Genomic DNA, 24679 nt, shown 5'->3' with positions numbered 1-24679 from the left:
TCTCAGCCCTCCACCACTTCGAGGCCCATCGCGCGGGCCGAGCCCTCGATGATGCGCGTTGCTGCTTCGATATCGTTCGCGTTCAGATCCTTCATCTTGGTCTGAGCGATTTCGCTCAGCGCCGAGCGCTTGATCTTTCCGGCGGAAACCTTGCCCGGCTCCTTCGAGCCCGACTTCAGGCCGGCGGCCTTCTTGATCAGGTACGACGCCGGCGGCATTTTCGTTTCGAACGAGAAGCTGCGATCGGCATAGACGGTGATGACGGTGGGAAGGGGCGTGCCCTTTTCCTGGTCACCGGTCTGCGCGTTGAACGCCTTGCAGAATTCCATGATGTTCACGCCGCGCTGACCCAGAGCTGGGCCGATCGGCGGTGACGGGTTTGCAGCGCCGGCCCGCACCTGCAGCTTGATATAGCCGGTAATCTTTTTTGCCATGTCTCACTCTCTTTCAAGTTTAGCGGTCCAAGCGGCGTTTGACGGCCTCCCGCGGGTACGCATTCACTGGTTCGTTTCGCGGCCCTTGCGGGACACCGGGACGAATGGCCCGAAACTGAATTTTCCTATCGCGACGGCGATTACTTCGCGCGCTCGACCTGCTCGAATTCGAGCTCGACCGGGGTGGCGCGGCCGAAGATCGACACCGACACCTTGACGCGGCTGCGGTCGAAATCGAGTTCCTCGACAATGCCGTTGAAGCTCGCGAACGGGCCGTCGAGCACCTTGACGGAATCGCCGATCTCGTAATCGACTTTCATCTTGGCCTTGGGCGCGGCGGCCGCCTCTTCCTTCGAATTGAGCATCCGCGCGGCTTCGGCTTCGCTGATCGGCTGGGGCTTGCCCATCGATCCAAGGAAGCCGGTCACCTTCGGCGTGTTCTTGACCAGGTGATAGACGTCGTCGTTCATGTTGAGCTTGGCCAGCACATAGCCGGGCATGAACTTGCGCTCGACCGCGATCTTCTTGCCGCGGCGCGCTTCGGTCACCGTCTCGGTCGGGACTTCGATCTGCTCGACCAGCTGCTCGAGACCCATGCGGGTCGCCTCGGCCATGATCGAATCGCGGACCTTGCCCTCGAAACCGGAATAAGCGTGAATGATGTACCAGCGCGACATGCGTTCAACCCTTGGCCAGCGACAGCAGGAACGCGACGACCATCTCGAACACCGAATCGATGCCGAGGAAGAAGATCGCCAGCAACGTCGTCATGATCATCACCATCACACCGGTCATGATCGTCTCGCGACGCGACGGCCAGACGACCTTTTTGGTCTCGGCCTGAACCTGCCGGATGAATTCGAGTGGTGTCGTTCGTGCCACGTAAGTGCCGCTTTCAAAAAATGCCCAAAAACGAGGCAAAGGGCCGCTGCCCGGTTCCAACCGAACCGGTGCCGCCCAATCCTCGCTATCGGATGGTCGCTGCATCTAGCGATTCAGGCGCCGCAAAGCAAGCGATGGCATTCGTCCGGTCGCGTGTGAGGCACGGGACGGGTGGTTAACACAAAATGCCTCCATTTCGGATGGATCGATCGACGAATTGTCACGTTTCCGACCCGATGCCGCAATCTTGGCGGAAAATATCAAAACGGGGGGTTGCTCATGAACCTGGATGCCCGGACGATCCGGATCCTCGCCACGCTCAACAATGATGCGGAGAACGCAGCATCGCTCGCGCTCGACGAGCCGCGCAGAAACGATGCCGGTGGTGACGAGGAGGGGTGTGGGAACTCGGATATGGACCGAGGTCTACCAACTTTCGAATTTACGGCGAAACGATAGCAGCGACCATCGCTTAGTTTGGCTTATCGCCAATTGGCTGAGAAGAATGGCAGGGGAGCACGGACTCGAACCGTGGGCCTTCGGTTTTGGAGACCGACGCTCTAACCAACTGAGCTACACCCCTGTGCGGTAGCGGCGTTTAGCGAGCCCCGGCGTCCGGGGCAAGCGCCTCAAGCGGCCGCTGCGTCTCTTTGTCCACGATTGACGATCGCGCGGGCTTCCTCGACCGGCAAGGGGCGGCCGAAATAATAGCCCTGGACCTTGGAGCAGCCCAGGTCCTGCACCATCAGATGCTCGGCCTCGGTCTCGACGCCTTCCGCCGTGGTGGCCATGCCCAGGCTCTGCGCGAGCGCGACGACCGCGCGGATGATCGCGATCGCCTCGGGCACGCCCTGCGACGCGCCCTGCACAAAGCTGCGGTCGATCTTGATCGAGGAAAAGCGCGTGCGGCTGAGATAGCCGAGCGAGGAATAGCCAGTGCCGAAATCGTCGAGGCTGAGGCGGACGCCCATGTCGAGGATCTTTTCCAGCACCTGGATCGCGCAGGTACCCTCTTTCATGAACACGCTTTCGGTCACTTCCAGCTCGAGCCGGTCGGCGGGCAACCCGCTCTGCGCAAGCGCGGAGGCGACCACCGCGACAAAGGCCGGATTGTGCAGCTGTTCGGGCGAGACGTTGACCGCCACGCGCACCGGATGGTTCCAGCGCGTGGCTTCCTCGCACGCAGTGCGCAGCACCCATTCGCCGATCGGCGCGATCAGCCGGGCATCCTCGGCCAGCGGCACGAACTTGACTGGCGAGATGTTGCCGAATTCGGGGTGAGTCCAGCGCAACAGCGCTTCGAAGCCGGTCAATTCGCCGGTGTCTGCCGCGACCACCGGCTGGTAATTGAGGTGCATCTCGTCATTGTGCAGCGCCTTGCGCAGCGCCATTTCGAGTACGCGGCGCTCCTCCGCCTGCACATGGAGCTGCGGCTCGTAGCAGTGGAACGTGCCGCCGCCGGCATCCTTCGAGCGGTACAAGGCGAGGTCGGCGGACCGGATCAGCATCTCCGCGGTACGGCCGTCGCGCGGGCCGGTGGCGACGCCGATACTGGCGCCGATATAGAGCGTGTGCTGGTCGAGTTCATAGGGTTTGGACAGTGTGGCAATGATCGACTGGGCAAGCTTCTCGACCCGGGCCGAATCGCTCGCGTCGCGCATCACCACGGCGAATTCATCGCCGCCCAGGCGTCCGATCGTTTCATTGTCGGTGATCAGCTGATTGAGGCGCTCCGACACGCGGCCGAGCAGGCGGTCACCGATCGGATGGCCGAGCGTGTCGTTGATCGCCTTGAAGCGATCGAGGTCGATCATCATGAAGGCGCAGCGGCTGCCCCATTTATCGGCTTCCGCCATTGCTCGGGCCAGCGCTTCGTTGATCAGCAGGCGGTTGGGCAGGCCGGTCAGCGTGTCGAAGCGCGCCATCTTGTTGATCTTGTCGGCCGATGCGCGCTGTTCGGTGACGTCTGAACCGACGCCGCGAAAGCCGATGAACCCGCCGCGCTCATCGAATCGCGGCGAGGCGGCGATCTCCCACCAGCGCTCGACACCCTGCACCTGGACCGGCAGCAGCAGGTCGCGAAACGCCTCGCGCCCCTTCAGCTTGTCGGCCAGCGTGCGCAGACCGGCGGCGAAATTGCCGGCTTCCCAGGTCGGCCCGGCCAGCACCTGCAGGAACGGCATGCCATTGACCGCGAGCGGATCGAGCCCGACCGAATGAGCAAAACGCGGCGAGGCGCGCACGATGCGGCGCTGCGCATCGGTTTCCCACAACCAGTCGGCGCTGTTCTCCTCGAACTCGCGCAGCAACAGGCTGACGGTTTCGTCGCGTTCGGCGAGCGCGATTTCGCCGGCGCGGATCACCACCAGCGACTTGCCGCGCACGAAGCAGCCGAGCATCAGCAGCACGGTGAAGAGCAGAGCGGCGGCGGCGAGCAGCGGGCCGGTCAGGATCAGCAGCATCACCGCGATCGAGGTGCCGAGGATGCCGAGGAAGGACAGGGTGGCAAGCGGGAGCGCGGCCATCGCCACGGCGGACGCGGTCATCAGCACCGACAGCACGATCCACAGGCCGAGCGCGACATTGGCGTCGGCCTTCACCCCGAAGGCAAGCGGCGGCACCGACCACACGGCGGCAAGCGCAATGCCCTCCAGCACCGTATCGCGCACATCGCTCAGCGTTGCGGTGTTGCCGGTGCGGCCGCGCGAGGCGAGGCGGCGAAAGGTGATGGCGGCGCCGACCGCGGCGGTGACCGCGCCCCAGCTCGCCAGGGCCCAGAGCGGCGCGATCGGCGCGAGGATCAGGAAGACGAGCGCCGCGCCGACCAGATTCGCGCCGAACAGGAACACCGCGAGCTGGCTGCCCGCGTTGAGCTGTGCGGCCCGGATCGGCGCCCAATCCGTCGTGTCCGCCGGATCATACAGACCGAGAAGCGCTCGCGCATCGATGCGCGGCTGGGCGAATTGGGAGGATGGCTGGGTGCTCACACCGCGATGATTACGCGATGCTGGTTAGCGGAAGGTTAGACGAAGGGCTGTTCCGGCACTTATTTTGCGAAAATAATCCCTCCCCGGACGGGGAGGGAGCTTATGCCGCCAGGTCGTACGGCTTGATGTCGCCATTGAGATAGAGGTTGCGCGCTTTCGCCCGACTCAGCTTGCCCGAGCTGGTCCGCGGCAAAGTGCGCGGCGGGATCAGTTCGATCACGCAGTTCATGCCGGTGACCGAGCGGACTCGCTCGCGAATCTCTTCGCGCAACCGGACACGCTCGGCATCGTCGGAACTGCGGCACTGGACGAGGACGGCGGGGGTTTCCTCACCGCCCGGGGTGGTGATGGCGAAGGCGGCGATATCGCCGGCCTTGAAGCCGGGGAGCTGCTCGACCGCCCATTCGATGTCCTGTGGCCAATGATTGCGGCCATTGACGATGATCATGTCCTTGGCGCGGCCGACGATATAGATATAGCCGTCCGAGATATAACCCATGTCGCCGGTGTCGAGCCAGCCATCGGCCATGCACGCCTCGGTCGATTCCTCGTCGCGGAAATAGCCGACCATCAGCGACGGACCCGAGCACCAGACCTTGCCGATCGCACGCTCGGGGAGCGGCGTGCCGTCTTCCTCGCGGATCTCGACCTTCATGTCGCGTACCGGCTTGCCGCAATTGACGATCGCGCGGAACCGCTGCGGCCGATCCTGGCCGTGCGGGACGCCCGACAATTGGGTTTCCTCGACCAGCTCGACGCGGATGCCCTCGCCCGGCGGCATGATGGTGACCGCAAGCGTCGCCTCGGCCAGGCCGTAGCTGGGCAGGAAAGCGGTTGCCTTGAACCCGGCATCGGCAAAGGCATCGACGAATGCCTGCATCACGTCGGGGCGGATCATGTCGGCGCCGTTGCCGGCGACACGCCAGCGCGACAGGTCGAACCGCTCGCTTGCCTTGGTCTGGCTCGACATGCGGCGTGAGCAGATGTCGTAGCCGAAGGTGGGCGAATAGGAGAGGGTGGTGCCCTTGTTGCGGCTGATCAGATCGAGCCAGGCGAGCGGACGGCGCGCGAAATCCTCGGTCTTCAGATAGTCGGTCGAGACCTGGTTGGCGACCACCGACAGGAAGCAGCCGACCAGGCCCATGTCATGATACCAGGGCAGCCAGGAGACGCAGCGGTCGCTGTCGGTGATGTTCATGCCATGGCTGTGCGCAGCGAGATTGTTAAGCAGTGCATGATGCGTGATCGCGACACCATGCGGGAAGCGGGTCGAGCCGCTGGAATATTGCAGATAGGCGACGTCGCTGCCGCGCGCCTGGGGCAGAGTCGCCTCGGGCGCTTCGCGCTGTTCGAATTCCGACCAGTCGATGCCCTCGACCCCGGCGATCTTCGCGGCTTCGCCGGCCATCTGGGCGAGCTCGGGCGGATAGATCAGCATCGTCGGGTCGCAGCTCGAGAGCTGGACACGGAGCTGCTCGATATAGGAATCGCGGCCGCCGAACGACGTCGGCAGCGGCAGCGGCACCGGCCAGCCGCCGGCATAGATGACGCCGAAGAAGATGGCGGCGAATTCCGGGCCCGTTTCGGCGACCAGCGCGATACGATCCGCCGGCATGACGCCGGCGGCGATCAGGCGGCGCGCCATGGCGAGCGCGTCGTCGCGCATCTCGCTGAACGGATAGGGGCGCGACAATGTGCCGCGCGCATCGTGGAAATTGAGCCCGCGCGATCCGCTCGCGGCATAATCGAGCGCCGCGCCCAGCGTTTCGAAATCGGCAAAGCGCCGCGGCAGGCCATCGTCGGTCGGCGTGGCGGTGAGGGCCGGCGCAGCGTTACGCTCGGCCAGTCGCCCATCCTGAGACAGTGTATCGGTCGTCATCTATTTCGCGCCCTAGTGGCGGCGCTTGATGTGCCGCTCTTGTAGAAGCGTTCACCTCTGCCCCGCGCTGGCGTTCAAAATCGGGTCCGACTGTGGCACAATGATGGCGCATGTCGACAGATCGCCCTTCCCGAGAGCGTCAGAACCGCGAACGCCGCGTCGCGCCGCCGCTCGATACGGGCGCGCTGGAGCGGCTTGCACTGCGCTATGTCGAGCGTTTCTCGACCACCCGGGCGCGGCTTGCCGACTATCTGACGCGCAAAATCCGCACGCGCGGGTGGGAAGGCAATGGCGCCGATCCGGTTGCGATTGCCGAGCGCATGGCCGCTTTGGGCTATATCGACGACCGCGCATTCGGCGAGGCGCGTGCCTCCGCCATGGCCCGGCGCGGCCTGGGCAAGCGCCGCGTTACCGGCGCATTCCGCCAGGCCGGGATCGACGCGGAGGACGCCGAGGCGCTTGCGCCGGCGATCGAGGCACGCGCGCTGGACGCGGCGCTGACTTTCGCGCGCAAGAAGCGCATTGGGCCCTTTGCCGCCGAAGAGGCGGATCGCCCGTTGCGTGAAAAGCACATCGCGGCAATGATCCGCGGCGGACATGACTTCGCCCTGTCACGGCGGATTGCCACCATGGCGCCGGGCGAGGATATCGACACATTGTCCCGAGACTGGCCGTAATAGGGTTAAGCTTGGGCTTTTTCCCGCCGCCACGATCGTGCTATGGCGGTTTCGCGGGGGAAGTTACGTATGCGTATCGAAGCGCAGCCGGTGGAATGGGACCGGCTTGGGGGAATATCGTCGTTGGATGATGCAGGGGACGAGTCTGCGTCCGACGGGACGTTGCATGCCGGCACGTTGAAATGGTTCGACGTGACGCGTGGTTTTGGTTTCGTGGTCGGCGACGATCCGTCGGTCGGCGACATCCTGATCCATTTCTCGGTGCTGCAATCGCATGGCCGGCGCAGCCTGCCCGAAGGGGCGCGGATCGAATGCTATGCGGTGCAGCGCGATCGCGGCCTGCAGGCGACCGAGATCGTCACGATCGACCTGACTCATGCCGTCGAGCCGCTGCCGCGCACCCGCACCGCGGGCGAGCGGGTCGATCCGGCCGCCTTGCTCGACTCCGCCGGGCCGTTCGAGGCAGTGACGGTCAAATGGTTCAACCGGTTGAAGGGGTACGGTTTTCTCGTGCGTGGGACCGATTCGGCGGATATATTCGTGCATATGGAAACATTGCGCCGTGCCGGCCTGATTGAGGTTGAGCCCGATCAACCGTTGCGCGCCCGGATCGTGGAAGGGCGCAAGGGTCCTTTGGCGGTGGCAGTCGAAGAGGCAAGCTGATGTCCATCGTCCGATCCTGGATGGCGGCCGTCGCGCTCGGCGCGGTCCTGCTGGCCGGCGGCTGCACGCGCGGCGACGCGGTATCGACCTCCGGCGAGACGGCGGCCGCGACGGTCGTCACGATCAAGAGCGGCAATGGCGCGCATGTCTTCAAGGTCGATCTCGCCGATACCGAGGCGGAGCAGCAAAAGGGCCTGATGTACCGCACCGGCATTCCCAAGGATGGCGGCATGCTGTTCGCGCCCTATCCGCCCAATGGCGGCGCGCCGCGCGAAGCGAGCTTCTGGATGAAGAACACGCCGAGCCCGCTCGACATCATCTTCATTCGTGCCGACGGGACGATCGCGCATATCGCCGAAAATACCGTGCCCTTTTCGGAGGCGCCCGTCCCGTCGGGGGAGCCGGTGGGGGCGGTGCTGGAGATCAATGGCGGCCGCGCGCTGGAGCTCGGCATTGTCGAAGGCGACGCCGTCAGCTGGACCGGGAAGAAATAAAGGTCGGCTGATCGCGGTTGATGGCAGCCCGCTGGACGGCTAAGCGCGGATCATGGGCATTAATCTCAATCCATTCACCTGGTGGAACGGCGCCAGCTGGGGCACCATGATCGGCCTGCGCGGCAAGACCCGCGTCGGAGACGACGCGCTGGGCAATGTCTATTATGAAGGCGGCAAGGACACCAACGGCAATCCGCGCCGCTGGGTGATCTATGCCGGCGCCAATGATTCGAGTCGCGTCGCGCCCGAATGGTTCAGCTGGCTGCATCATCAGGTTGACGATTTGCCCGATCGCTCATTGCCCGCGCCGCGCGTGTGGGAAAAGCCGGCGCTGCCGAACCTGACCGGGACCAATCTGGCCTATCGCCCGCCCGGCGCGCTTGAAAAGGGCGGACGCCGCGCTGCTGCGACGGGCGATTACGAAGCCTGGACGCCTGAAGCGTGATCGATCGCCGCTGGCTGTTCGGGGCTGGGCTTGCCCTTGTCCTGGGGGTTGGCGGCTGGTTCGGCTATGGCTGGTGGCAGAATCGTCCCACCACGGCGGCACCCGAAGGGCGCATCGCGCCGCCGCGTACCGCGCTCGATGAAGAGATACCCTCGACCGACGTGACGACGATCGATGTCTCGTCCGGCGTCGATCCCAATTTCGGCGCCACGCCGATGGCGCAACGCGTCGCGGTGCTCGGGCTGCTCAACAAACGCAATGGCGTGGCGCGCGACGTGACGCTGAAGCCGGGCCAGGCGACTCGGGTCGGCGGCGTGGTGATTCGCCTGCGCGCGTGCGAACGCACTGCGCCCTGGGAGCAGCAGCCCTATACCGGCGCGTTCGTGCAGGTCGATATCGAGCAGCCCAACAAGAGCTGGCAGCGGGTCTTTTCGGGCTGGCTGTACAAGGAACGGCCGCAGCTCAATGTCGTGCTGCACCCGATCTATGATGTGTGGGTCAAGAGCTGCGCGATGACCTTCCCCGAAGGCGGCCCCGGCTCGGTCGCGGCCGGCGCCGATGACGACAAGGGCGCGGCACCCCGGTCGAGCGAGAAGAAGTCGCCGGATGCGCCGGCCGCGACCGAGCCTTCGCCGACCCCGACCACGCCTTCGATCGCGCCGGTCAGCAACCCGACATAATCGGCGCGGCTGATCTCCACCGCGCCGAGCGAGGCGAGGTGATCGGTCATGAACTGGCAGTCGAGCAGCGTGAAGCCACCGACGCGCAGCCGCGCGACCAGCCAGGCGATCGCGACCTTCGACGCGTCGCGCGCGCGGCTGACCATGCTCTCGCCGAAGAACGCCTTGCCCAGCGCGAGGCCGTAGAGGCCGCCGACCAGTTCGTCCTGGTCCCACACTTCTATCGAATGGGCGAACCCCATGGCGTGAAGCTTGAGGAAGACCTGCTCGATCTGGGTATTGATCCAGGTATCGGGACGGTCCTGCGCGGATTCGGCGCACAGCGCGATGATCCGGGCAAAGGCGGTGTCGGCGGTGACGCGGTAACGATCGGCGACCAGCGTCTTCTTCAGCGAATGCGAGAGATGGAAATCGTCAAGCGGCAGGATCGCGCGCTCCTTCGGCTCGACCCAATAGACGCTGTCGGCGTCACGCGCATCGGCCATCGGAAAGACGCCGACCGCATAGGCGCCAAGCACCAGATTGGGGTCGAGCGGCACGACATCGAACGCCGCGTCAGGCGGCGTGCCGGTCACTTGACCAGCCGCCGTTCGACCGCCTGCCACAGCTGGGCAAAGGCTTGGCCGCCGGCGGATCGGCCGGCGAAGCTGCCGACCGGGGCACGGCGCACCGCCATCGATTCCACCACGCTGGCCATCGGCACGACCGGCCAGTCGGGATGGCGCGCCAGCGCCTCGGCATGGAGCTTGCGGCGGCGATCGACCATCGAATGCACCGGCAGGACTTCGGACTTCCCGCCAAGGTGCTTGACCACTTCGGCATAGGCGCGCTCGGACAGCGGGGAGGGAATGACCGGCACCACGATCAGGTCGGCGGCACGCATCACCTGGTCGCTGGTCTCGGTCAGGCCGGGCGGGCAGTCGAGCAGGATGCGGTCATAGGATTTGCGCAGGCCGGTCAGCAGTTTCTGCAGCCGCTTCTTCTTGTCGAGTTCGTGGAACAACAGGTCCAGGCCGCGCAGCGACGCGTCGGCGGCGATCAGGTCGAGCCGCTCGATCCCGGTCTTGTGGATCAGTTTGTCGGGCTCGACATCCTTGGAAAAGACATCCTGGGCCGGCTTTTTCGGCGATTTGTCGGACAGCAGGAAACTGCTCGCGGCCTGTGGATCGAGATCCCACAGCAAGGTGCGGCGCGCGGACAGGCTTGCGGCACACCATGCAAGATTGACCGCCAGCGTGGTTTTTCCGACGCCACCCTTCAGGCTGTAGATCGCGATTGTCGCCATGCGCGTTCTCCGGCTTGTTGTGCAGTGCATCGTGCCGCAGCGCGGGAAGTGACGCAAGCGGAGCCGGGGCACGCCGGCATAAAAAGGGCCGGTGGATCGCTCCACCGGCCGCTTGTTTTTCAGTGAAAAATTGGGGCGATCAGGCCTTGCAGGTGAGCGAGCCCTTTTTCGGCTGGGTCAGCGTGATGTTCTTCGGGGTGCCGGTCAGCGAGTAACCCTCGGCGATCAGCGGCTTGCCGGCTTCGTCGGCCTTGAGCACGGTCGTGGGACCGGTCTTGTCGGTCTTCAGCTGTGCCTGCTTGTCGCCCTGGAAGAAGGTCACATAGACCAGGCTGTTGTCCTTGCAGCGGAATGTGACTTCCGCCTTCATCGCCGGCGGCAGTTCGACGGGCGCGCGGTTGGCGATCGCCTCGGCCTGGGGATCGGGTGCGACGCTGGTCAGCACTTCAGGCGACTTGTTGTTGTTACAGGCCGACAGCGCGAGCAGCGCGACGGCAACGAGCGGGAGGGTGCGGTTCATCATGTCGGGCCGACGCTTCGCGCACGCGAAAGAATTCGTCAAGACCCCAGTTTTCAGGCCGAAACGAGCCCTTTGCGCTGCAATAAAAGCGTCATTTATATACGCTTAACAAACAGACATTTAACCCGGATTCATTCATGAAATTCGTCAAGATCGGGGATGCGTCCAAAAGCGATCTTGGTGCCGACACGATCGATCCGCCCGCCTGATTGCGGACCGAGGCTGACCGCGTTGCGGCCGAACTTCTCATTGATGCGGTCCATCGCACGGCTCAGCGAGAGCGTCCGAGTCTCGCGCGCGAGCGGATCGTCGGGGTCGAGCAGGCCGAACAAGGAGGCCTGTTCGCCGGTCACCGGCTCGATCTCCGCGAGCGTCACGCCGATCATGCGGATCTGGAAATCGCCCGGCCGGACCTTCCCCGCCGCATAGAGTTGCGGGAACAAGGTCTCGAGCGCGGCGAGCACGGCGAAGCTGTCCTGGGTCGAGGAAAGCTTGCGGCTGGCGCGCCAGGTCGATTTGTCGTCCTCGAAGCGGGCATGGAGGACAAGCAGCCGGCTGCGATAACATTTGCGGCGCAACCGGCTCGTTGCCTTGAGCGCGAGGCGGCGCGCGGTGAGCCGAACCGCTTCGACGCCGCGCTTGCCGGGCGACAGGACATGGCTGTGGCCGATCGAGCGGCTCTGCGTTGCTTTTTCGGGCAGGTCGACGCCGTGAAGCAGATACCACAGCCGGTCGCCATTAGTGCCGCCCCATGCCGTGCCGGCATCGCGTGGCCGGCGTTCGCACAGCTGGCGGATATCATTGATGCCGTCCTGCGCCAGCCGCCGCTCCATCTTCGCGCCGATCCCGGCAATGTCGCGCAGGGCGAGATCATAGAGCCGCTCGGGCAGGGTCTCGGCATCGAGGATGACCAGCCCGTCGGGTTTCTGCATGTCGGAGGCGAGCTTGGCGAGCAGGCGGTTGGGCGCGATGCCCACAGAGCTGGTCATGCACTCGCCGATATTGGCGCGGATCCCGGCCTTGATGCGGTGGGCGAGGGCGATCGCGGCGTCGCGGCCATTCTCATTGTCGAGCAACCGGCACGCGACCTCGTCGATCGAGCAGACTTTGGTGACCGGGATATGCTTCCATATCTCGGCGACGATCGCGTCGTGATATTCGACATATTTCTCGTGCCGCGCCGGCGTGACGATCAGGTCGCGGCACAGCCGCTTCGCCTCCCAGACGGGGGTGCCGGTCTTGATGCCATAGCGTTTCGCCTCGACGCTCGCGGCGATCGCCACGGTCGTATCGCTGTCGACCGGCGCGACCAGGATCGGCTTGCCGCGCAGCGCCGGGTTCAATTGCTGTTCGACGCTGGCGAAATAGCTGTTCAGGTCGAGGAACAGCCAGCGCAGCGGCCGCGGGGGCAAAATGAGCGAGTCGGTGGGCACGACTCGGAACAATAGCAGAACATCCGGATATAGGACAGAATGCCGTAACGTCGGATAATTTACGCGGCGTGCCGCGATATTAATCGCGTTGATACGCTTTCGTCCCTATATAGGGTCGGTGAGCACCGCGATCCCCCATCAGTACAGCGTCGGCATCGATCCGGCGGATATCGACTTTATGGGACATGTGAACAACGCGTCCTACCTGAAATGGGTGCAGGACGCGGTGGTCAATCACTGGCAGCGCTTCGCGCCGGCCGAGGCGGTGACGGCGCATCTGTGGGTCGCGCTGAAGCACGAGATTACCTACCGCAGGCCGACCTTCCTCAATGATGAGGTGATCGCCACCGTCCTGCTCGAAAAGGTGCAGGGCGCGCGGGCCTTCTACCAGACGATCATCAAGCGCGGCGAGGAAGTGCTCGCTGAAGTTCAGTCGAGCTGGTGCTGCCTCGACGCCAAGACGCTGCGTCCGGCCCGGATCGCGGAAAGCATTTCCGAGCTGTTCTTCCATAAGGATTGAATGCCGGGACGCCGGGTTGGCGTTGCGCGCGATATCCCCGAGCGACAAACTTCAGCGTGATTGAACTTCCTTGGTCATCCCGACTTCGCGGAGATGACTAAGACGTCTATCCAGGGAAATTCTAGTTAACTATCTGATATAATTATATTATATCACGTGCCATTGAGATGGCGGGAAGGGAGATATGGGACATTCCGGTGTCCTATATCTCAACCCTCTCGCCACGGCGGCGGCCTGAGTTATGCGATGACCAGTGTCCCATATCTCGCCATGGCCGCCGCTCGAGATATACGATGACCAGTGTCCCATATCTCGCCACGGCGGCCGCCCGAGATATGCGATGACCGGTGTCCCATATCTCGCCACGGCCGCCGTCCGAGATATGCGATGACCGGTGTCCCATATCTCACCGCGACGACCGCCCGAGATATGCAACCACCGGTGTCCCATATCTCCCGCCGCCAGTCCCGGTCCTGCCCCGCGGCCCGGTCACCGATGGCGATTCAACCATCACAAAGGATCTGGCATCTCCTCCTTGCCGGGCCGATGCCGGCACGCTCTTTCTTGATGTTGAACAGGGGATGGCCACAGCGCCGCCAACATAGGCGCAGGCGTCAGCCCTGGCGCAGATACTCGCGCAACGCCGTCCAGGCCGGCAGTTTGGCGGCCAGGCCGATCGTGTGCAGCGCGCTGCTTGAGGGCAGTGCGACCAGTGCGATGTCCGCTGCCAGCGCGCCGAGTTGCTTCAACCCGTGGCGATGGGCGGTGGCGCCATTGAAGCCGATCGCGCGGAGATCGGGCAGGGTGCGGACCAGTGCGGCGAGATCATTGGCGATGGGATCGATGATCGCCGCATCCATGCTGCCATTGCGCCGCGCGCTGGCGACGACATCCCACAGGCCGACCCGGGTATCGCGCAGCGCAGCGAGGCGCTGGTCATAGTCGAGCCGGGTCAGGTCGGCACCGATCACCGCCGAGATCAGCGGCCAGAACTGGTTCTGCGGATGCGCATAATAGCGCGCCTCGGCGAGCGAGCGGTCGCCGGGCAGGCTGCCGAGGATCAGCAGCCGGGTCCGGGCATCGGTGACGGGCGGGAAGCTGCGCTTGATGGTCATCGGGCCGCTGCCAGTTGGGCGAGGCGCGAGAGGAGGAACCGGCGCTCCGCCGGTTGCTGGGTCAGTTCGAGGGCGGTCTGATAGGACGCACGCGCAGCCTCTCCGCGATCGAGCCGGCGCAGCATGTCAGCCTTCGCGGCATGGGCGAGGTGATAGCGGCCGAGATTGCCCTGGCCGAGCACGGTATCGATTGCGGTGAGCCCCGCCTCTGGTCCGTCGCGCATGCCGAGCGCGACCGCATGGTTGAGCGCCACGACCGGCGAGGGATCGATGCGCAGCAGCGTGGCGTAGAGCGCGGCGATCTGCGGCCAGTCGGTCGCTGCACTGTCCGGCGCATAGGCATGCAGCGCCGCGATTGCCGCCTGGAGGAGATAGGGGCCGATGCGCCGCGCGGCCATGGCGCGATCGATCAGTGCGGTGGCTTCGGCGATGCGCGCGTGATCCCATTGCGCCCGGTCCTGATGCTCGAGCAGGACGAGATCGCCGGCGGCATCGACGCGCGTGGTGCGCCGCGCCTCATGCAACAGCATCAGGGCCAGCAAGCCTGTCGCTTCGCTGTCCTCGAGCAACTCGACCACCAGCCGGCCGAGCCGGATCGCTTCGGTGCTGAGATCGGTCCGGGTCAGGCTCGGGCCGCTGGTCGCGGCATAGCCTTCGTTGAAGATCAGATAGATCGCGCGCAACACGCTATCGAGCCGGGCGGGAAACTCGGCCGGTGGCGGGACTTCATAGGGGATCGCCTCATCGCGGATCTTCGCCTTGGCGCGGACGATGCGCTGCGCAATGGTCGGGGTCGGCGAGAGATAGGCGCGGGCGATCTCCTCAGTGGTCAGCCCGCCGACCTCGCGCAGGGTGAGCGCGATGCGCGCATCGGGCGCAAGGGCGGGATGGCAGCAAATCAAGATCAGCCGCAATTCGTCGTCCTGCACGCTCTCCGGCACGACCGGATCGACCAGCGGGTCGGTGATGAGGGCAAGATCGGGCAGCGCACCGGCCAGCCGCGCCTGGCGGCGCCAGCGATCGATCGTCTTGAAGCGCCCGGCCGACACCAGCCAGGCATAGGGATTGGCCGGCACGCCCTCGCGCGGCCAGCGGTCCGACGCCGCGGTGAAGGCGTCGTGAAGCGCTTCCTCCGCCGCCTCGAACCCGCCGAGCAGGCGGATCAGGGTCGCGAGCACGCGCCGCTTTTCAGTGCGATAGGCCGCCTCGACCGCGGCGCGTGCGTCGATCGTCATTGTATGGGCCGGACTCAGAGTTCCGGCCGGGGCTGGCTGAAATCGACCACTGGCCGGACCTCGACCGATCCGATCCGGGCCAACGGATGGCCGCTGGCGACGCGTACCGCTTCGTTCATGTCGGCCGCGTCGATCACGACGATGCCGCCAAGCACTTCCTTGGTTTCCATGAACGGGCCGTCTGTCGTCGAGACCTTGCCGTCACGAACCCTGACGGTGATCGCTTCTTCGGGGAAGACCAGCGCTTCTGCAGTGACGAAATGCCCGCTGTCGCGCAGCACCTCGTCATGATGCTGGCATTCGGACAGCGCCTGGTTGGCTTCGTCCGAGCCGCCGAACAGTGTCTTGGGGTGATAATAGATGAGGCAGGCATAGCGCATGATCGGGCTCCTTCATTGCTGTTGTCAGTGCCCCTTGTCGCTCGGCTTCACCCGAATTCGACATGCCTTCCGCATTATTTTCGCTTTGCCCAAAAAGCGATGCTTTAGTCAGCAGGGGCCATGCCAGAAGACGCCTAGGCTCAGCTCCCAATAACAGCCGGGGGGCATGGGCAGCTCCTGCTTGCTTCGACCGATGTGATACCCCCAGCCACCGTCAAAATATGGCTTTATCCCGATATTGACCCCCCATTTGTAGACGGTCACGTCAAACGGCTGAAGGCTGGCGATAACAGGCGGCCACTGGTTTTTGGGTATGTCTGCCCAGCCCTTCGACGGCTCAATCGGATGAGTGGCCATCAGGAGTTGGGATTCGGCTTTGATCGCCTTCAATCTCGACTGACTGAATGTCGGGATCGACGGGATCGCACAGCCGGTAAGTAAGGTGAGCGCTGCGAAAACAGCGAACACCCGCCCGACGCGAAGTCGCATGAAGGTCATTCCGGCGCCAGCATAGCGGGCGGAGTCGGGGCGATGCCGCGAACGATCAAGCGGCGCCGAGATAATCGAGCTTGCCGATCTGGACGCCATTGTGGCGCAGGATCGCATAGGCGGTGGTGACGTGGAAATAGATGTTGGGCAGCGCGAAGCTCAGCACATAGCTTTGCCCGGTAAAAGTGAGCGTGCGGTTCGGGGTCGAGAAAATGACCTCGGCCGTCTCCTTGCCGTCGAGCGCCTCGCGCGGCGTGTCGGCGAGCAGCGCGCGAGCCCGGGCGATACGCGCCTGGAGTTCGGTGAAGCTGGTTTCGTTATCCTCGAACACGACATTCTCGATCCCGCCGACACGGGTCAGCACGCCCTTCACCGAATCCGTGACGCGCTGAACCTGTGCCGTGAGCGGCGCCATGTCGGGGGCAAGCCGGGCCGTGAGCAGCACCGCCGGGTCGATGCCCTTTTCGGTGGCGAACGCTTCACCCTTGGTCAGGACGCCGGCCAGGGACTTCAGTGCGCGATCGAAAACGGGCACGGTGAGATCGTAGAGCGATGTGGTCATGGCGGGGGTTTACGACCGCGCCGGGGCGGCGTCGATGGGATTTACAACCAATGCTGCGCATACTGGCCGGGATGGTCCGAGCACCCTAGGGTCTGGACCCTAAATCAGTCCGGCACGTTACACGGCATTCCAGAAGAGTATCGTCATGCCTCATCCCAGTGATGTCATTCTTTGTGCGGGTCCGGATAGTCCGCATGCCTTTGATATCGTGCCGCTTCAGCCACGCAATGGCGCGCTCGATGCGCGCTGCCCGGTGTGCAAGGGGCATGGGCAATGGAATATTGAGATCGATCTGGTCAGCTTCCGCTGCAAGCGGGCAAGCTGCGGCCATTGCCTTGGCGCCGGCTGGGTCGAGACCGGCGACGATCCGGTCATGCAGCCCGATATCGTGCTGACGCCTGACGGCCATCCGCAATGGACGATGATCGAGATTCCTAGCCAGAAGCCATAGCAGGCGCGCGCGCCGTCTCGCGCTGTACGGGGGTGAATGCCGGCACCGTCTGGCCACGGCCATATTGTCGCGGCGAGCAGTCCATGACTCGTTTGAACGCTGTGCTGAACGCGCTTTCGGACTCATAGCCGAGCGACCGGGCGATGGCGGAAATGGGATCGCGGGAATTCGCCAGCCGGTCGCTGGCGACCATCATGCGCCAGCGGGTGAGATATTCCATCGGCGGCATGCCGACTGTCGCTTTGAACCTGAGCGCGAAACTGGTGCGTGACATCGCCGCACGCTCCGCCAGCGACTGCAATGTCCAGCGCAGCGCGGGGTCGGCATGCATGGCGCCGATCGTCGGGCCGATCTGCTTGTCCGCCAGGGCAAAGAGCCACCCGACATTGCCGGCCTGGCCGGCCGCCATGTGCAGCCGCAGCGCCTGGACCAGCACCATCTGCGCGAGATGTTCGATCACCAGCAGCCCACCGGGCTGCGGCTCGCGCAATTCCTGCATCATCCGGTCGAGCGACCAGCGCAAAGTCGCCTTGTCCGATTCAACGCCAAGATGAACTATGGGAGAGAGGACGCCGAGCAAGATGCCGGCATGCCGGCCATCAAGCGCGAAATGCCCGCCGACAATCAGGCATTTCCCGCCGCCATTGATCGACGCCACCGTGCCGGCCGGGCGGTTGGCGATGGCGGTGCGATAATCGACCGGGGGCAGCGCCGGGTCACTGGTCAGGCAGAAAGGGAGTCCACGCGGCAATACGAAACAGTCACCGGTTTTCAGGTGCACCGGGTCCGGCACGCCATCCATCAGGAGCCAGGCCTGGCCGGAGATGACGGCGTAGCATTTGATGCCCTCATGCCGGGGGAAGTGGATGGCGACGTCGCCCATGTCGAAGCCGCCACAGCCATAGCTGCGCGGTTTGAGCAGCGACAAGATGTCGGAAAGCGGGTCCATCGATCGTCCTGAACGATTGCAAAGATAATGCGAACGTTATCGCATAGATCGTACTCAGCCTAGTTCCTATCTGCCTGATCGATCCGGACCGCTGGAGACAGGGTCCGATCGCCAAACAGCGAAGGAAAAATCAGATGCGTGTTTTCGTCACCGGCGCGACCGGATGGGTCGGCTCCGCCGTGGTTCAGGAATTGATCGAGGCGGGCCATGAGGTCACCGGCCTGGCCCGCAGCGATGCAGGGGCCGCCGCGCTGGTCGCGGCCGGCGCTCGGGTCCAGCGCGGGGCGCTTGACGATCTCGATGCCCTACGCAGCGGTGCGGCTGCGGCGGACGGCGTGATCCATACCGCCTTCAACCACGACTTTTCGAAATTCGCGGAGAATTCCGCTGCCGACCGGCGCGCGATCGAGACGCTTGGCGCGGCGCTGGAAGGATCCGATCGTCCCCTGCTTGTCACCAGCGGGTTCGCGCATATCGCGCCGGGCCGGCTTGCCACTGAAGAGGATGCGGCGCCGCCAGTCTCCGCCACCTATCCCCGCGCGTCGGAAACGGCGGCTGCTGAACTCGCGGCACGCGGTGTCCGCGTGTCGGTGGTGCGGCTTCCGCCGTCGGTCCATGGCGACGGCGATCATGGCTTTGTCCCGACGCTGGTCAACATCGCACGCGAGCAGGGCGCGGCCGCCTATATCGGCGACGGGCTGAATCACTGGCCCGCCGTGCACCGCTTCGATGCGGCTCGCGTCTACCGCCTCGCGCTTGAGCAGGGTGCTACCGCCGGCCGCTATCATGCCGTTGCCGAAGAGGGCGTGCCGTTTAAGGAGATCGCCGAAGCGATCGGCCGCGGCCTGAAGCTGCCGGTTGTCGCCAGATCGCCTGAAGAGGCAGCGGCGCATTTCGGCTGGTTCGCCATGTTCGCCGGAATGGACGTGGCCGCGTCGAGTGCGGCAACCCGGGCGCTGCTTGGCTGGGCGCCGACCCGGCCCGGACTGGTCGCCGATATTCGCGATGCGGGTTATTGTGATTGATTCGCGATGCGGGTTATTGTGATTGAGCGGACAGGAATCCGGCGGGCGATAAGCCCGCCGGATCCGATCTCAATCGACCAGTTGCGCGGTCTTGATTGGTGCCTTCGTCTCCGCCAGTTCGGTCAGCTTGACGAATTCCTGCCGCCAATAGCCGTCCGGATTGCCGGCGAGGCGGCGGATATCGGCGAAGCTGGTCTCGCCGAGCCGCGTGTCGCCGCGCAGTTTCTGTCCGAAAGCCGCGACCGCTGTGACAAAGGCCATGTCACCGCGCGGAGCGGGGGCATCCGCCAGCAGGGTTGCCGCGACCGGGCGCTCGATCAGCCGCGACGTATCGCCATCGGGCAATTTGTAGCGCAGCCGGACAAAGGCCAGTTCGCCATCCTGCTTGCCGTTCGCGACGCGCTTATTGTCGGCATAGCGCCGCTCCGACGACCAGCCCTTCGATCCGGCCGGCACCACTTCGTACAGGGCGGTGACCTGATGCCCCGCGCCGATCTCCCCGGCATCGACCCGGTCATTGTCGAAATCCTGTTCGGCGAGCGCGCGGTTCTCGTACCCGATCAGGCGGTACTGGCTGATATAGGCGGGGTTGAACTCGACCTGGATCTTCACATCCTTGGCGATGGTGAACAGGGTCGACGCCAATTCCTCCGACAGGACTTTCTTCGCCTCCATCGCACTGTCGATATAGGCGTAATTGCCGTTGCCGAGATCGGCCATCGATTCCATCAGTGCATCGTTGAAATTGCCCTGGCCGAAACCGAGCGTGGTCAGCGTGATGCCGTCGTCGCGGTTGCTGGTGATCAGCTCCTCGAGCTGTTTCTGGTCGGTGACGCCGACATTGAAGTCGCCATCGGTGGCGATGATGATGCGGTTGACGCCGTCCTTCACGAAATTGGCGCGCGCGGTGGCGTAAGCGAGCTCGATGCCTTCGCCGCCGGCGGTCGATCCGCCCGCGCTCAGCTGGTTGAGCGCGGCCTTGATCTCGGACGGGTCGCTGGTCGGGTCGAGCACCACGCCGGCGGCACCGGCATAGACGACGATGCCGACCTTGTCCTGCGGCTGGAGATTGTCGGCAAGCATCGAGAGCGCGGTCTTCACCAGCGGCAGCTTGTCGGCATCCTCCATCGATCCCGACACGTCGATCAGGAAGACGAGATTGGCGGCCGGGCGTCGCGCATAGCTGAGATCGTAACCGCGCAGGCCGATGCGCAGCAGGCGAGTGTCCGAATTCCACGGCGTCTGCGCGACGTCGGTGGTGACGCTGAACGGCTGCGCCCGATCGGTCGGCAGGGGGTAATCATAGCGGAAATAATTGACCAGCTCCTCGGTCCGCACCGCATCCTTTGGCGGCAACTGGCCCTGCGTCAGGAAGCGGCGGACATTGGCATAGGCGCCGGTGTCGACATCGACCGCAAAGGTCGAGACGGGGGCGTCGGCCACCATGCGGACGGGTGAGATCTCATTGGCCTTATATTTTTCGCGGTTTTCGTCCGTCGCGGCAACGGCGCCCGGTTCCGAAGCATCCGCCATCGAGACGTCTTGATAGGGTTGGTTGGATTGCTGTCCGGGCTTGGAGCAACCCGACACCATGATCGCGCAGACCGCGACCGACACAAGCGACTTGTAGAGCATCCCTAAATCCTCTCGCCACAATTGAGCCTTATTTCGGCCTGATTTGTGACACGGAGTTTTTGGGCTGGCAAGTGATTTCATATCACATGAGGGGGTGTTTGAATTTGCGCCGTTGGATTTGGTTGTTGGGGATTGCATCGTGGTACAGCTGAGCTAGCTTCGGGCGATGGCTGACAAGATCACACGCTATGCCGATTTCTGGCCTTTCTACCTGCGCGAGCATGGCAAGATGGAAACGCGGCAGCTGCATTATATCGGCACCACGCTAACCTTTGTGTTTCTCGCCGTCGCGCTGCTGAAGGGCGGGTGGTGGTGGCTGCTGGTGCCGATTGCCGGCTATGGTTTTGCGTGGGTCGCGCATTTCACGGTCGAGAAGAACCGGCCAGCGACCTTCACCTATCCGCTCTGGTCGCTGTACAGCGATTACCGGATGTATTTCCTGTGGCTGAGCGGCAGGCTCGGGCCGCATTTGCGCGCGGCGGGGATTGCCTGAGTTCCGATAGGAAGTGCCGCCCGGGCTGGGCTCGAACCAGCGTCCAGTCGGACCAGAGCCGACCGCTCTGCCATTGAGCTACCGGGCGACATAAGGCCTGTGCGGTTCCTGGCGACATATTGTCAATCAGCGTGGAGAGACCTCGAGGCTTATTCGGTGACGCTCGTCAGAAGTGCCGCCCGAGCTGGGCTCGAACCAGCGTCCAGTCGGGTGAAGAGCCGACCGCTCTGCCACTGAGCTATCGGGCGGCGTGACACTTTGTCGCCGGGCGCCATGCGCTGTCAATCGCCGATGAGCCGCTTGATAACCCCCGGGCGCGGCTGTTTGCCGCTGAAGGCGCGGGCTTCGCGTAATATCGACGCGAAATAAGGGTTGTTGACCGTCACGCCGTGGACGAGTTCGGGTGTCGGCTTCGATACAGCTGCTGTGCGACGTTGGCGCGGTGCGGTCCAGCCATTCTTGCCGGCATCGACATCATGGCGCTTGCAGACCGTTTCGATCGTGTCGCGGGTGCATATCGCCTCGCCGCGCAGGACGTCCCATGGTTTGGGGAGTGCCTGCCAGACCTGGGTATCGGGATGAATGCCGCCGCCTGTACTCCGATGCCAATAGGCGACGTCGGCCGCCATCAACCGCATCACTTTGCCAGGCAGCATCGTGTCAAACAGATCATCCAGATTCAGCGCGACAATCAGCGCCAGCCAGTGATCTCGCGCGCGGTTCCAGGCGCCCGCAAGCAGGTTCCATGTCGAAGAATCGTTCCCGCGTTTAACGATCATCGTATCGAGATCGATGTCGGTCTTGTGATGCGCGGCCTCCAGGCGGTCAGCAATCTCGTTCAGAATGTCGAACCAGCGACCAAGCAGCTGACCCTTTTCCCGATCGGACAAATGAGCGAGCACATCTTCGCGCGGAAACACATGGGCGATCGCATACCAGCGGGTTTCCGGATCCGAGGCGCAGCGTTTGAGCAGTGCCGCAGCGAGGTGGTCGAACGGGCGTTGCTGACCGGCGATGGTGAACTCGCTGCGCAGCTTCATCCGTGCGGTGTAGTAGGCGACAAACGCCGCGGTCGGCACATGTCCGACGAAATCGTCGGCAACCAGATCGGGCGCGAGTGCCGCTTTGCCCACCAGCACCAGACGGTGCCGGTCCTCTTCACGTCGCAACGCCGCCAGACGTCGTTCCAGCCGGGCCGCAATGCGGAACAGCTTGCCGTATCGACGGCGTGAGAGAGTAAGATCGACCTCGGCTCGAGCCTGTCGGTTGCGGCGATCATTCTTGAAGCTTCGCAGACCCGGTGTCTTGCCGATCATCGCATTGAAGGCAGCGATAAACGCATCCAGTGCATCGGCGTCGTTGGATTGCGGCAACTTGCCGTCCAGGAAAAGCCCGGCCAGTTCGCGTGCTTTTGCGATCTGACGATCCATCGGATCGGGCGCGCGAAAGACGTTGGTCATCGAGGACCAGCCGTAGCGACGGACGACCGATCCATCGATCACCCTGCGTAAATCGGCGAGGACGGTGTGCTCATCCGACGCAATGGAGGGAAGGATCAGGGCTGCGACAGCTTCTGGCCGGTCGCGGCGGGATAATGTGGCTTGCAAGGACTGGATCGGATCATCGTTCATCCCTGGCATCCTATCGACAAGCCTTCATGCTTGACCAGACGGGATCTCAGGAGGGTAGGGCGTTCTGTAGGGAGCGTCGTGGTTCGGGCAGGACCGAGATGGTTTCCCTTGCAACGATCCTAGCAGCACTGCGCTTGCCGATCGGCCATGGTCGCCCCTATCTAGCCGCATGACCATCGTCCCCAATACGCTCGCGCTTATCGGCAATACCCCGCTCGTTCGGCTCAACGGTCCGAGCGAGGCCAGTGGCAGCGATATTTTCGGCAAGTGCGAATTCGCCAATCCGGGCGCGTCGGTGAAGGATCGTGCCGCGCTCTATATCGTCGAGGACGCCGAGGCGCGCGGGCTGATCCAGCCCGGCGGGACGATCGTCGAGGGGACGGCGGGCAATACCGGGATCGGGCTGGCGCTGGTCGCCAATGCCAAGGGCTATAAGACGATCATCGTCATGCCCGAGACGCAAAGCCGCGAGAAGATGGACACCTTGCGCGCGCTTGGCGCCGAATTGGTGTTGGTGCCGGCCGCGCCTTATTCGAACCCGGCGCATTTCGTGCACACCAGCCGGCGTATCGCGGAGGAAACGCCCAATGCGATCTGGGCCAATCAGTTCGACAATATCGCCAACCGCCGCGCGCATATCGTCGGGACGGCGGAGGAGATCTGGACGCAGATGGACGGCCGGATCGACGGTTTCACCTGCGCAGCCGGGACCGGCGGGACGCTGGCCGGGGTCGGGCTGGGGCTGAAGGCCAAGGATGAGAAGGTGTGCATTGCGCTGAGCGACCCGCATGGTGCGTCGCTGTACGATTATTATGCGCATGGCGAGCTTCGGTCCGAAGGGTCTTCGGTCGCTGAAGGGATCGGGCAGGGGCGGATCACCGCCAATTTGGAAGGCGCGCCGGTCGATACCCAGTTCCGCATTTCCGATGCGGAAGGGATGGAATGGGTCCGCCGGCTGCTCGCCGAAGAGGGGTTGTGCCTTGGCCTGTCGTCGGGGATCAATGTCGCCGGTGCCGTGCTGCTGGCGAAGCAACTCGGGCCGGGCAAGCGCATCGTGACGATCCTGTGCGACACCGGATTCCGCTATTTGTCGACACTCTACAATGCCGAATGGCTGAGATCGAAAGGCCTGCCGGTCCTGCCTTGGCTCGCGGCGGATTGAGCCCTGGCATCGACAAGGCGATGCCAATGCGATAGTTTTGGCCAATAAAGAATGAAAATGGCCGCACAAGAACCAGGACAAACGACGCAGCGCGTGAAGGTCGGCATGATCGGCCTTGCCGCCGTTCTGCTGCTGATCGGGCTTGCCGCCGCGATCTTCAGCACCGCGAGCCGTGAGCGCGCCGTGCTGGGCGGGGCCAATCCCGATGTGGTGGCCAATCTGACCATCGACAATGAAGCAGCGGGCGTCGGCGACGGCAGCGAACCGCTGGCCGATCTGGGCCTGACCCCGAGCACCGCGACCGAAGAGGTCAATGTCGCCGAGATCGCCAATGCGACGGCAAGCAAGTCTGCCGGCAAGCAATGAGCGTTTCGACGGCAATGAGTTCGGGGAGGATCGGGAACCGGTTTGGTCGGGGCGGGATCGCGCCGGGTATTTCGGGGAAATCATGGCTCAGCGCCGGGTGCGGCCAGAGAAAATCCGATTCGATGGCTCGCCGTGCGCGAACACAGAGAGAACAGACGGTTATGGTTAAGGAAAAATCGCTCAAAATCCCGCCTGGATAGCCTATTCCCCCGGTTTTCCCGCGAATTCCCCTTGAATCCCCGGCTCACCCAAAGTAACCTTCTTTTCTTAGAGGGGCATACTCTTTC

28 protein-coding genes, 3 tRNA genes and 1 pseudogene are annotated in these 24679 nt (G+C 64.0%); 12 read left to right on the top strand and 20 right to left on the bottom strand.

Going from position 1 to position 24679, the window contains the following annotated elements; all coding sequences use genetic code 11:
• Positions 1-2: 2 nt before the first annotated feature.
• From rplK to secE, 3 genes are all read right to left on the bottom strand, one after another.
• The gene (rplK, locus tag ACRECS_RS12125) at positions 3-434 is read right to left on the bottom strand and encodes a 50S ribosomal protein L11 (protein ID WP_431583217.1); all 432 of its coding nucleotides are present in this window, start codon (positions 432-434) and stop codon (positions 3-5) included.
• A 140-nt stretch (positions 435-574) separates the two neighbouring features.
• Complete coding sequence (gene nusG / locus ACRECS_RS12120; RefSeq protein ID WP_034156737.1) at positions 575-1111, bottom strand: transcription termination/antitermination protein NusG; 537 nt, start codon at positions 1109-1111, stop codon at positions 575-577.
• Between the two features lie 4 nt (positions 1112-1115).
• Positions 1116-1316 carry a preprotein translocase subunit SecE gene (gene secE, locus ACRECS_RS12115; RefSeq protein WP_187762790.1) on the bottom strand — a complete coding sequence of 67 codons (201 nt, stop codon included), beginning with the start codon at positions 1314-1316 and terminating at the stop codon, positions 1116-1118.
• A gap of 279 nt (positions 1317-1595) precedes the next feature.
• Between secE and ACRECS_RS12110 the strand changes: the two genes are divergently transcribed.
• On the top strand, positions 1596-1775 hold the full coding sequence (locus tag ACRECS_RS12110; RefSeq protein ID WP_431583216.1) for a hypothetical protein: 180 nt from the start codon (positions 1596-1598) through the stop codon (positions 1773-1775).
• Between the two features lie 47 nt (positions 1776-1822).
• Here ACRECS_RS12110 and ACRECS_RS12105 read toward each other — a convergent pair.
• The 3 genes from ACRECS_RS12105 to ACRECS_RS12095 form a co-directional block, all read right to left on the bottom strand.
• Positions 1823-1899, bottom strand: a tRNA-Trp gene (locus tag ACRECS_RS12105).
• A gap of 46 nt (positions 1900-1945) precedes the next feature.
• Positions 1946-4303, bottom strand: coding sequence for a putative bifunctional diguanylate cyclase/phosphodiesterase (locus ACRECS_RS12100; protein WP_431583215.1), 2358 nt, complete (start codon positions 4301-4303; stop codon positions 1946-1948).
• Between the two features lie 100 nt (positions 4304-4403).
• Positions 4404-6182: a fatty acyl-AMP ligase gene (locus tag ACRECS_RS12095; RefSeq protein ID WP_431583214.1), complete on the bottom strand. Its 1779-nt coding sequence runs from the start codon at positions 6180-6182 to the stop codon at positions 4404-4406.
• A 110-nt stretch (positions 6183-6292) separates the two neighbouring features.
• Here ACRECS_RS12095 and ACRECS_RS12090 point away from each other — a divergent pair, with 110 nt between their 5' ends.
• The 5 genes and pseudogenes from ACRECS_RS12090 to ACRECS_RS12070 form a co-directional block, all read left to right on the top strand.
• Complete coding sequence (locus ACRECS_RS12090; protein WP_431583213.1) at positions 6293-6859, top strand: regulatory protein RecX; 567 nt, start codon at positions 6293-6295, stop codon at positions 6857-6859.
• Positions 6860-6928: 69 nt separating this feature from the next.
• The gene (locus tag ACRECS_RS12085; RefSeq protein WP_431583212.1) at positions 6929-7522 is read left to right on the top strand and encodes a cold-shock protein; all 594 of its coding nucleotides are present in this window, start codon (positions 6929-6931) and stop codon (positions 7520-7522) included.
• Positions 7522-8016, top strand: a complete 495-nt coding sequence (locus ACRECS_RS12080) for a DUF192 domain-containing protein (RefSeq protein WP_431583211.1) — start codon at positions 7522-7524, stop codon at positions 8014-8016. Before ACRECS_RS12085 ends, ACRECS_RS12080 begins: the two co-directional genes overlap by 1 nt.
• Positions 8017-8068: 52 nt before the next feature.
• Positions 8069-8461: an NADH:ubiquinone oxidoreductase subunit NDUFA12 gene (locus tag ACRECS_RS12075; protein ID WP_431583210.1), complete on the top strand. Its 393-nt coding sequence runs from the start codon at positions 8069-8071 to the stop codon at positions 8459-8461.
• A gap of 215 nt (positions 8462-8676) precedes the next feature.
• Positions 8677-8910: pseudogene (locus ACRECS_RS12070) on the top strand (DUF2155 domain-containing protein); the annotation flags it as partial.
• Positions 8911-8945: 35 nt separating this feature from the next.
• On the opposite strand, the gene aat reads toward ACRECS_RS12070, so the two are convergent.
• The 4 genes from aat to ACRECS_RS12050 all read right to left on the bottom strand — a co-directional run bounded on the left by aat (position 8946) and on the right by ACRECS_RS12050 (position 12391).
• Positions 8946-9716, bottom strand: a complete 771-nt coding sequence (aat, locus tag ACRECS_RS12065) for a leucyl/phenylalanyl-tRNA--protein transferase (protein WP_431583209.1) — start codon at positions 9714-9716, stop codon at positions 8946-8948.
• Positions 9713-10426 (bottom strand): ParA family protein, encoded by a 714-nt coding sequence (locus ACRECS_RS12060; protein WP_431583208.1) that lies wholly within the window; start codon positions 10424-10426, stop codon positions 9713-9715. The genes aat and ACRECS_RS12060 overlap by 4 nt, the downstream gene beginning before the upstream one ends.
• Before the next feature lie 139 nt (positions 10427-10565).
• The gene (locus ACRECS_RS12055; RefSeq protein ID WP_431583207.1) at positions 10566-10949 is read right to left on the bottom strand and encodes a hypothetical protein; all 384 of its coding nucleotides are present in this window, start codon (positions 10947-10949) and stop codon (positions 10566-10568) included.
• Positions 10950-11077: 128 nt separating this feature from the next.
• The gene (locus ACRECS_RS12050) at positions 11078-12391 is read right to left on the bottom strand and encodes a type VI secretion protein ImpB (protein WP_431583206.1); all 1314 of its coding nucleotides are present in this window, start codon (positions 12389-12391) and stop codon (positions 11078-11080) included.
• Positions 12392-12497: 106 nt separating this feature from the next.
• On the opposite strand from ACRECS_RS12050, the gene ACRECS_RS12045 reads away from it, so the two are divergent.
• On the top strand, positions 12498-12899 hold the full coding sequence (locus ACRECS_RS12045; protein ID WP_431583205.1) for an acyl-CoA thioesterase: 402 nt from the start codon (positions 12498-12500) through the stop codon (positions 12897-12899).
• 614 nt (positions 12900-13513) lie between these two features.
• Here ACRECS_RS12045 and ACRECS_RS12040 read toward each other — a convergent pair.
• The 5 genes from ACRECS_RS12040 to ACRECS_RS12020 form a co-directional block, all read right to left on the bottom strand.
• Positions 13514-14014 carry a DNA-deoxyinosine glycosylase gene (locus ACRECS_RS12040; RefSeq protein WP_431583204.1) on the bottom strand — a complete coding sequence of 167 codons (501 nt, stop codon included), beginning with the start codon at positions 14012-14014 and terminating at the stop codon, positions 13514-13516.
• Positions 14011-15249, bottom strand: a complete 1239-nt coding sequence (locus ACRECS_RS12035) for an RNA polymerase sigma factor (protein WP_431583203.1) — start codon at positions 15247-15249, stop codon at positions 14011-14013. The genes ACRECS_RS12040 and ACRECS_RS12035 overlap by 4 nt, the downstream gene beginning before the upstream one ends.
• A gap of 14 nt (positions 15250-15263) precedes the next feature.
• Entirely contained in the window at positions 15264-15629 is a 366-nt protein-coding gene (locus tag ACRECS_RS12030; protein ID WP_431583202.1) for a YciI family protein, read from the bottom strand.
• A 108-nt stretch (positions 15630-15737) separates the two neighbouring features.
• The gene (locus tag ACRECS_RS12025; protein WP_431583201.1) at positions 15738-16127 is read right to left on the bottom strand and encodes a hypothetical protein; all 390 of its coding nucleotides are present in this window, start codon (positions 16125-16127) and stop codon (positions 15738-15740) included.
• Between the two features lie 46 nt (positions 16128-16173).
• Positions 16174-16680: a DUF1993 domain-containing protein gene (locus tag ACRECS_RS12020; RefSeq protein WP_431583200.1), complete on the bottom strand. Its 507-nt coding sequence runs from the start codon at positions 16678-16680 to the stop codon at positions 16174-16176.
• 145 nt (positions 16681-16825) lie between these two features.
• Between ACRECS_RS12020 and ACRECS_RS12015 the strand changes: the two genes are divergently transcribed.
• Entirely contained in the window at positions 16826-17131 is a 306-nt protein-coding gene (locus tag ACRECS_RS12015; RefSeq protein WP_431583199.1) for a hypothetical protein, read from the top strand.
• Here the strand turns inward: ACRECS_RS12015 and ACRECS_RS12010 are convergent.
• Positions 17115-18080 carry an AraC family transcriptional regulator gene (locus ACRECS_RS12010; RefSeq protein ID WP_431583198.1) on the bottom strand — a complete coding sequence of 322 codons (966 nt, stop codon included), beginning with the start codon at positions 18078-18080 and terminating at the stop codon, positions 17115-17117. The two genes, ACRECS_RS12015 and ACRECS_RS12010, sit on opposite strands and share 17 nt — an antisense overlap.
• A gap of 134 nt (positions 18081-18214) precedes the next feature.
• Between ACRECS_RS12010 and ACRECS_RS12005 the strand changes: the two genes are divergently transcribed.
• Positions 18215-19105, top strand: a complete 891-nt coding sequence (locus ACRECS_RS12005) for an SDR family oxidoreductase (RefSeq protein WP_431583197.1) — start codon at positions 18215-18217, stop codon at positions 19103-19105.
• A gap of 69 nt (positions 19106-19174) precedes the next feature.
• Here ACRECS_RS12005 and ACRECS_RS12000 read toward each other — a convergent pair whose 3' ends face one another.
• Entirely contained in the window at positions 19175-20740 is a 1566-nt protein-coding gene (locus tag ACRECS_RS12000; RefSeq protein WP_431583196.1) for a vWA domain-containing protein, read from the bottom strand.
• Between the two features lie 166 nt (positions 20741-20906).
• Here ACRECS_RS12000 and ACRECS_RS11995 point away from each other — a divergent pair, with 166 nt between their 5' ends.
• Complete coding sequence (locus ACRECS_RS11995; RefSeq protein WP_431583195.1) at positions 20907-21233, top strand: Mpo1-like protein; 327 nt, start codon at positions 20907-20909, stop codon at positions 21231-21233.
• A 16-nt stretch (positions 21234-21249) separates the two neighbouring features.
• On the opposite strand, the gene ACRECS_RS11990 is transcribed toward ACRECS_RS11995, so the two are convergent.
• From ACRECS_RS11990 to ACRECS_RS11980, 3 genes are all read right to left on the bottom strand, one after another.
• A tRNA-Gln gene (locus ACRECS_RS11990) sits at positions 21250-21321 on the bottom strand.
• Positions 21322-21408: 87 nt separating this feature from the next.
• Positions 21409-21481: transfer RNA gene (locus ACRECS_RS11985), tRNA-Lys, on the bottom strand.
• Between the two features lie 33 nt (positions 21482-21514).
• Positions 21515-22864 (bottom strand): hypothetical protein, encoded by a 1350-nt coding sequence (locus ACRECS_RS11980; protein ID WP_431583194.1) that lies wholly within the window; start codon positions 22862-22864, stop codon positions 21515-21517.
• Between the two features lie 169 nt (positions 22865-23033).
• Between ACRECS_RS11980 and ACRECS_RS11975 the strand changes: the two genes are divergently transcribed.
• Together ACRECS_RS11975 and ACRECS_RS11970 are read left to right on the top strand one after the other, a co-directional pair.
• The gene (locus ACRECS_RS11975; protein WP_431583193.1) at positions 23034-24026 is read left to right on the top strand and encodes a cysteine synthase A; all 993 of its coding nucleotides are present in this window, start codon (positions 23034-23036) and stop codon (positions 24024-24026) included.
• Positions 24027-24083: 57 nt separating this feature from the next.
• Positions 24084-24392: a hypothetical protein gene (locus ACRECS_RS11970; RefSeq protein ID WP_431583192.1), complete on the top strand. Its 309-nt coding sequence runs from the start codon at positions 24084-24086 to the stop codon at positions 24390-24392.
• Positions 24393-24679: the final 287 nt, after the last annotated feature.

It is taken from the genome of Sphingomonas sp., assembly GCF_050725575.1.
Classification (GTDB): domain Bacteria; phylum Pseudomonadota; class Alphaproteobacteria; order Sphingomonadales; family Sphingomonadaceae; genus Sphingomonas.
This window is presented reverse-complemented; position numbering and strand designations above follow the sequence as displayed.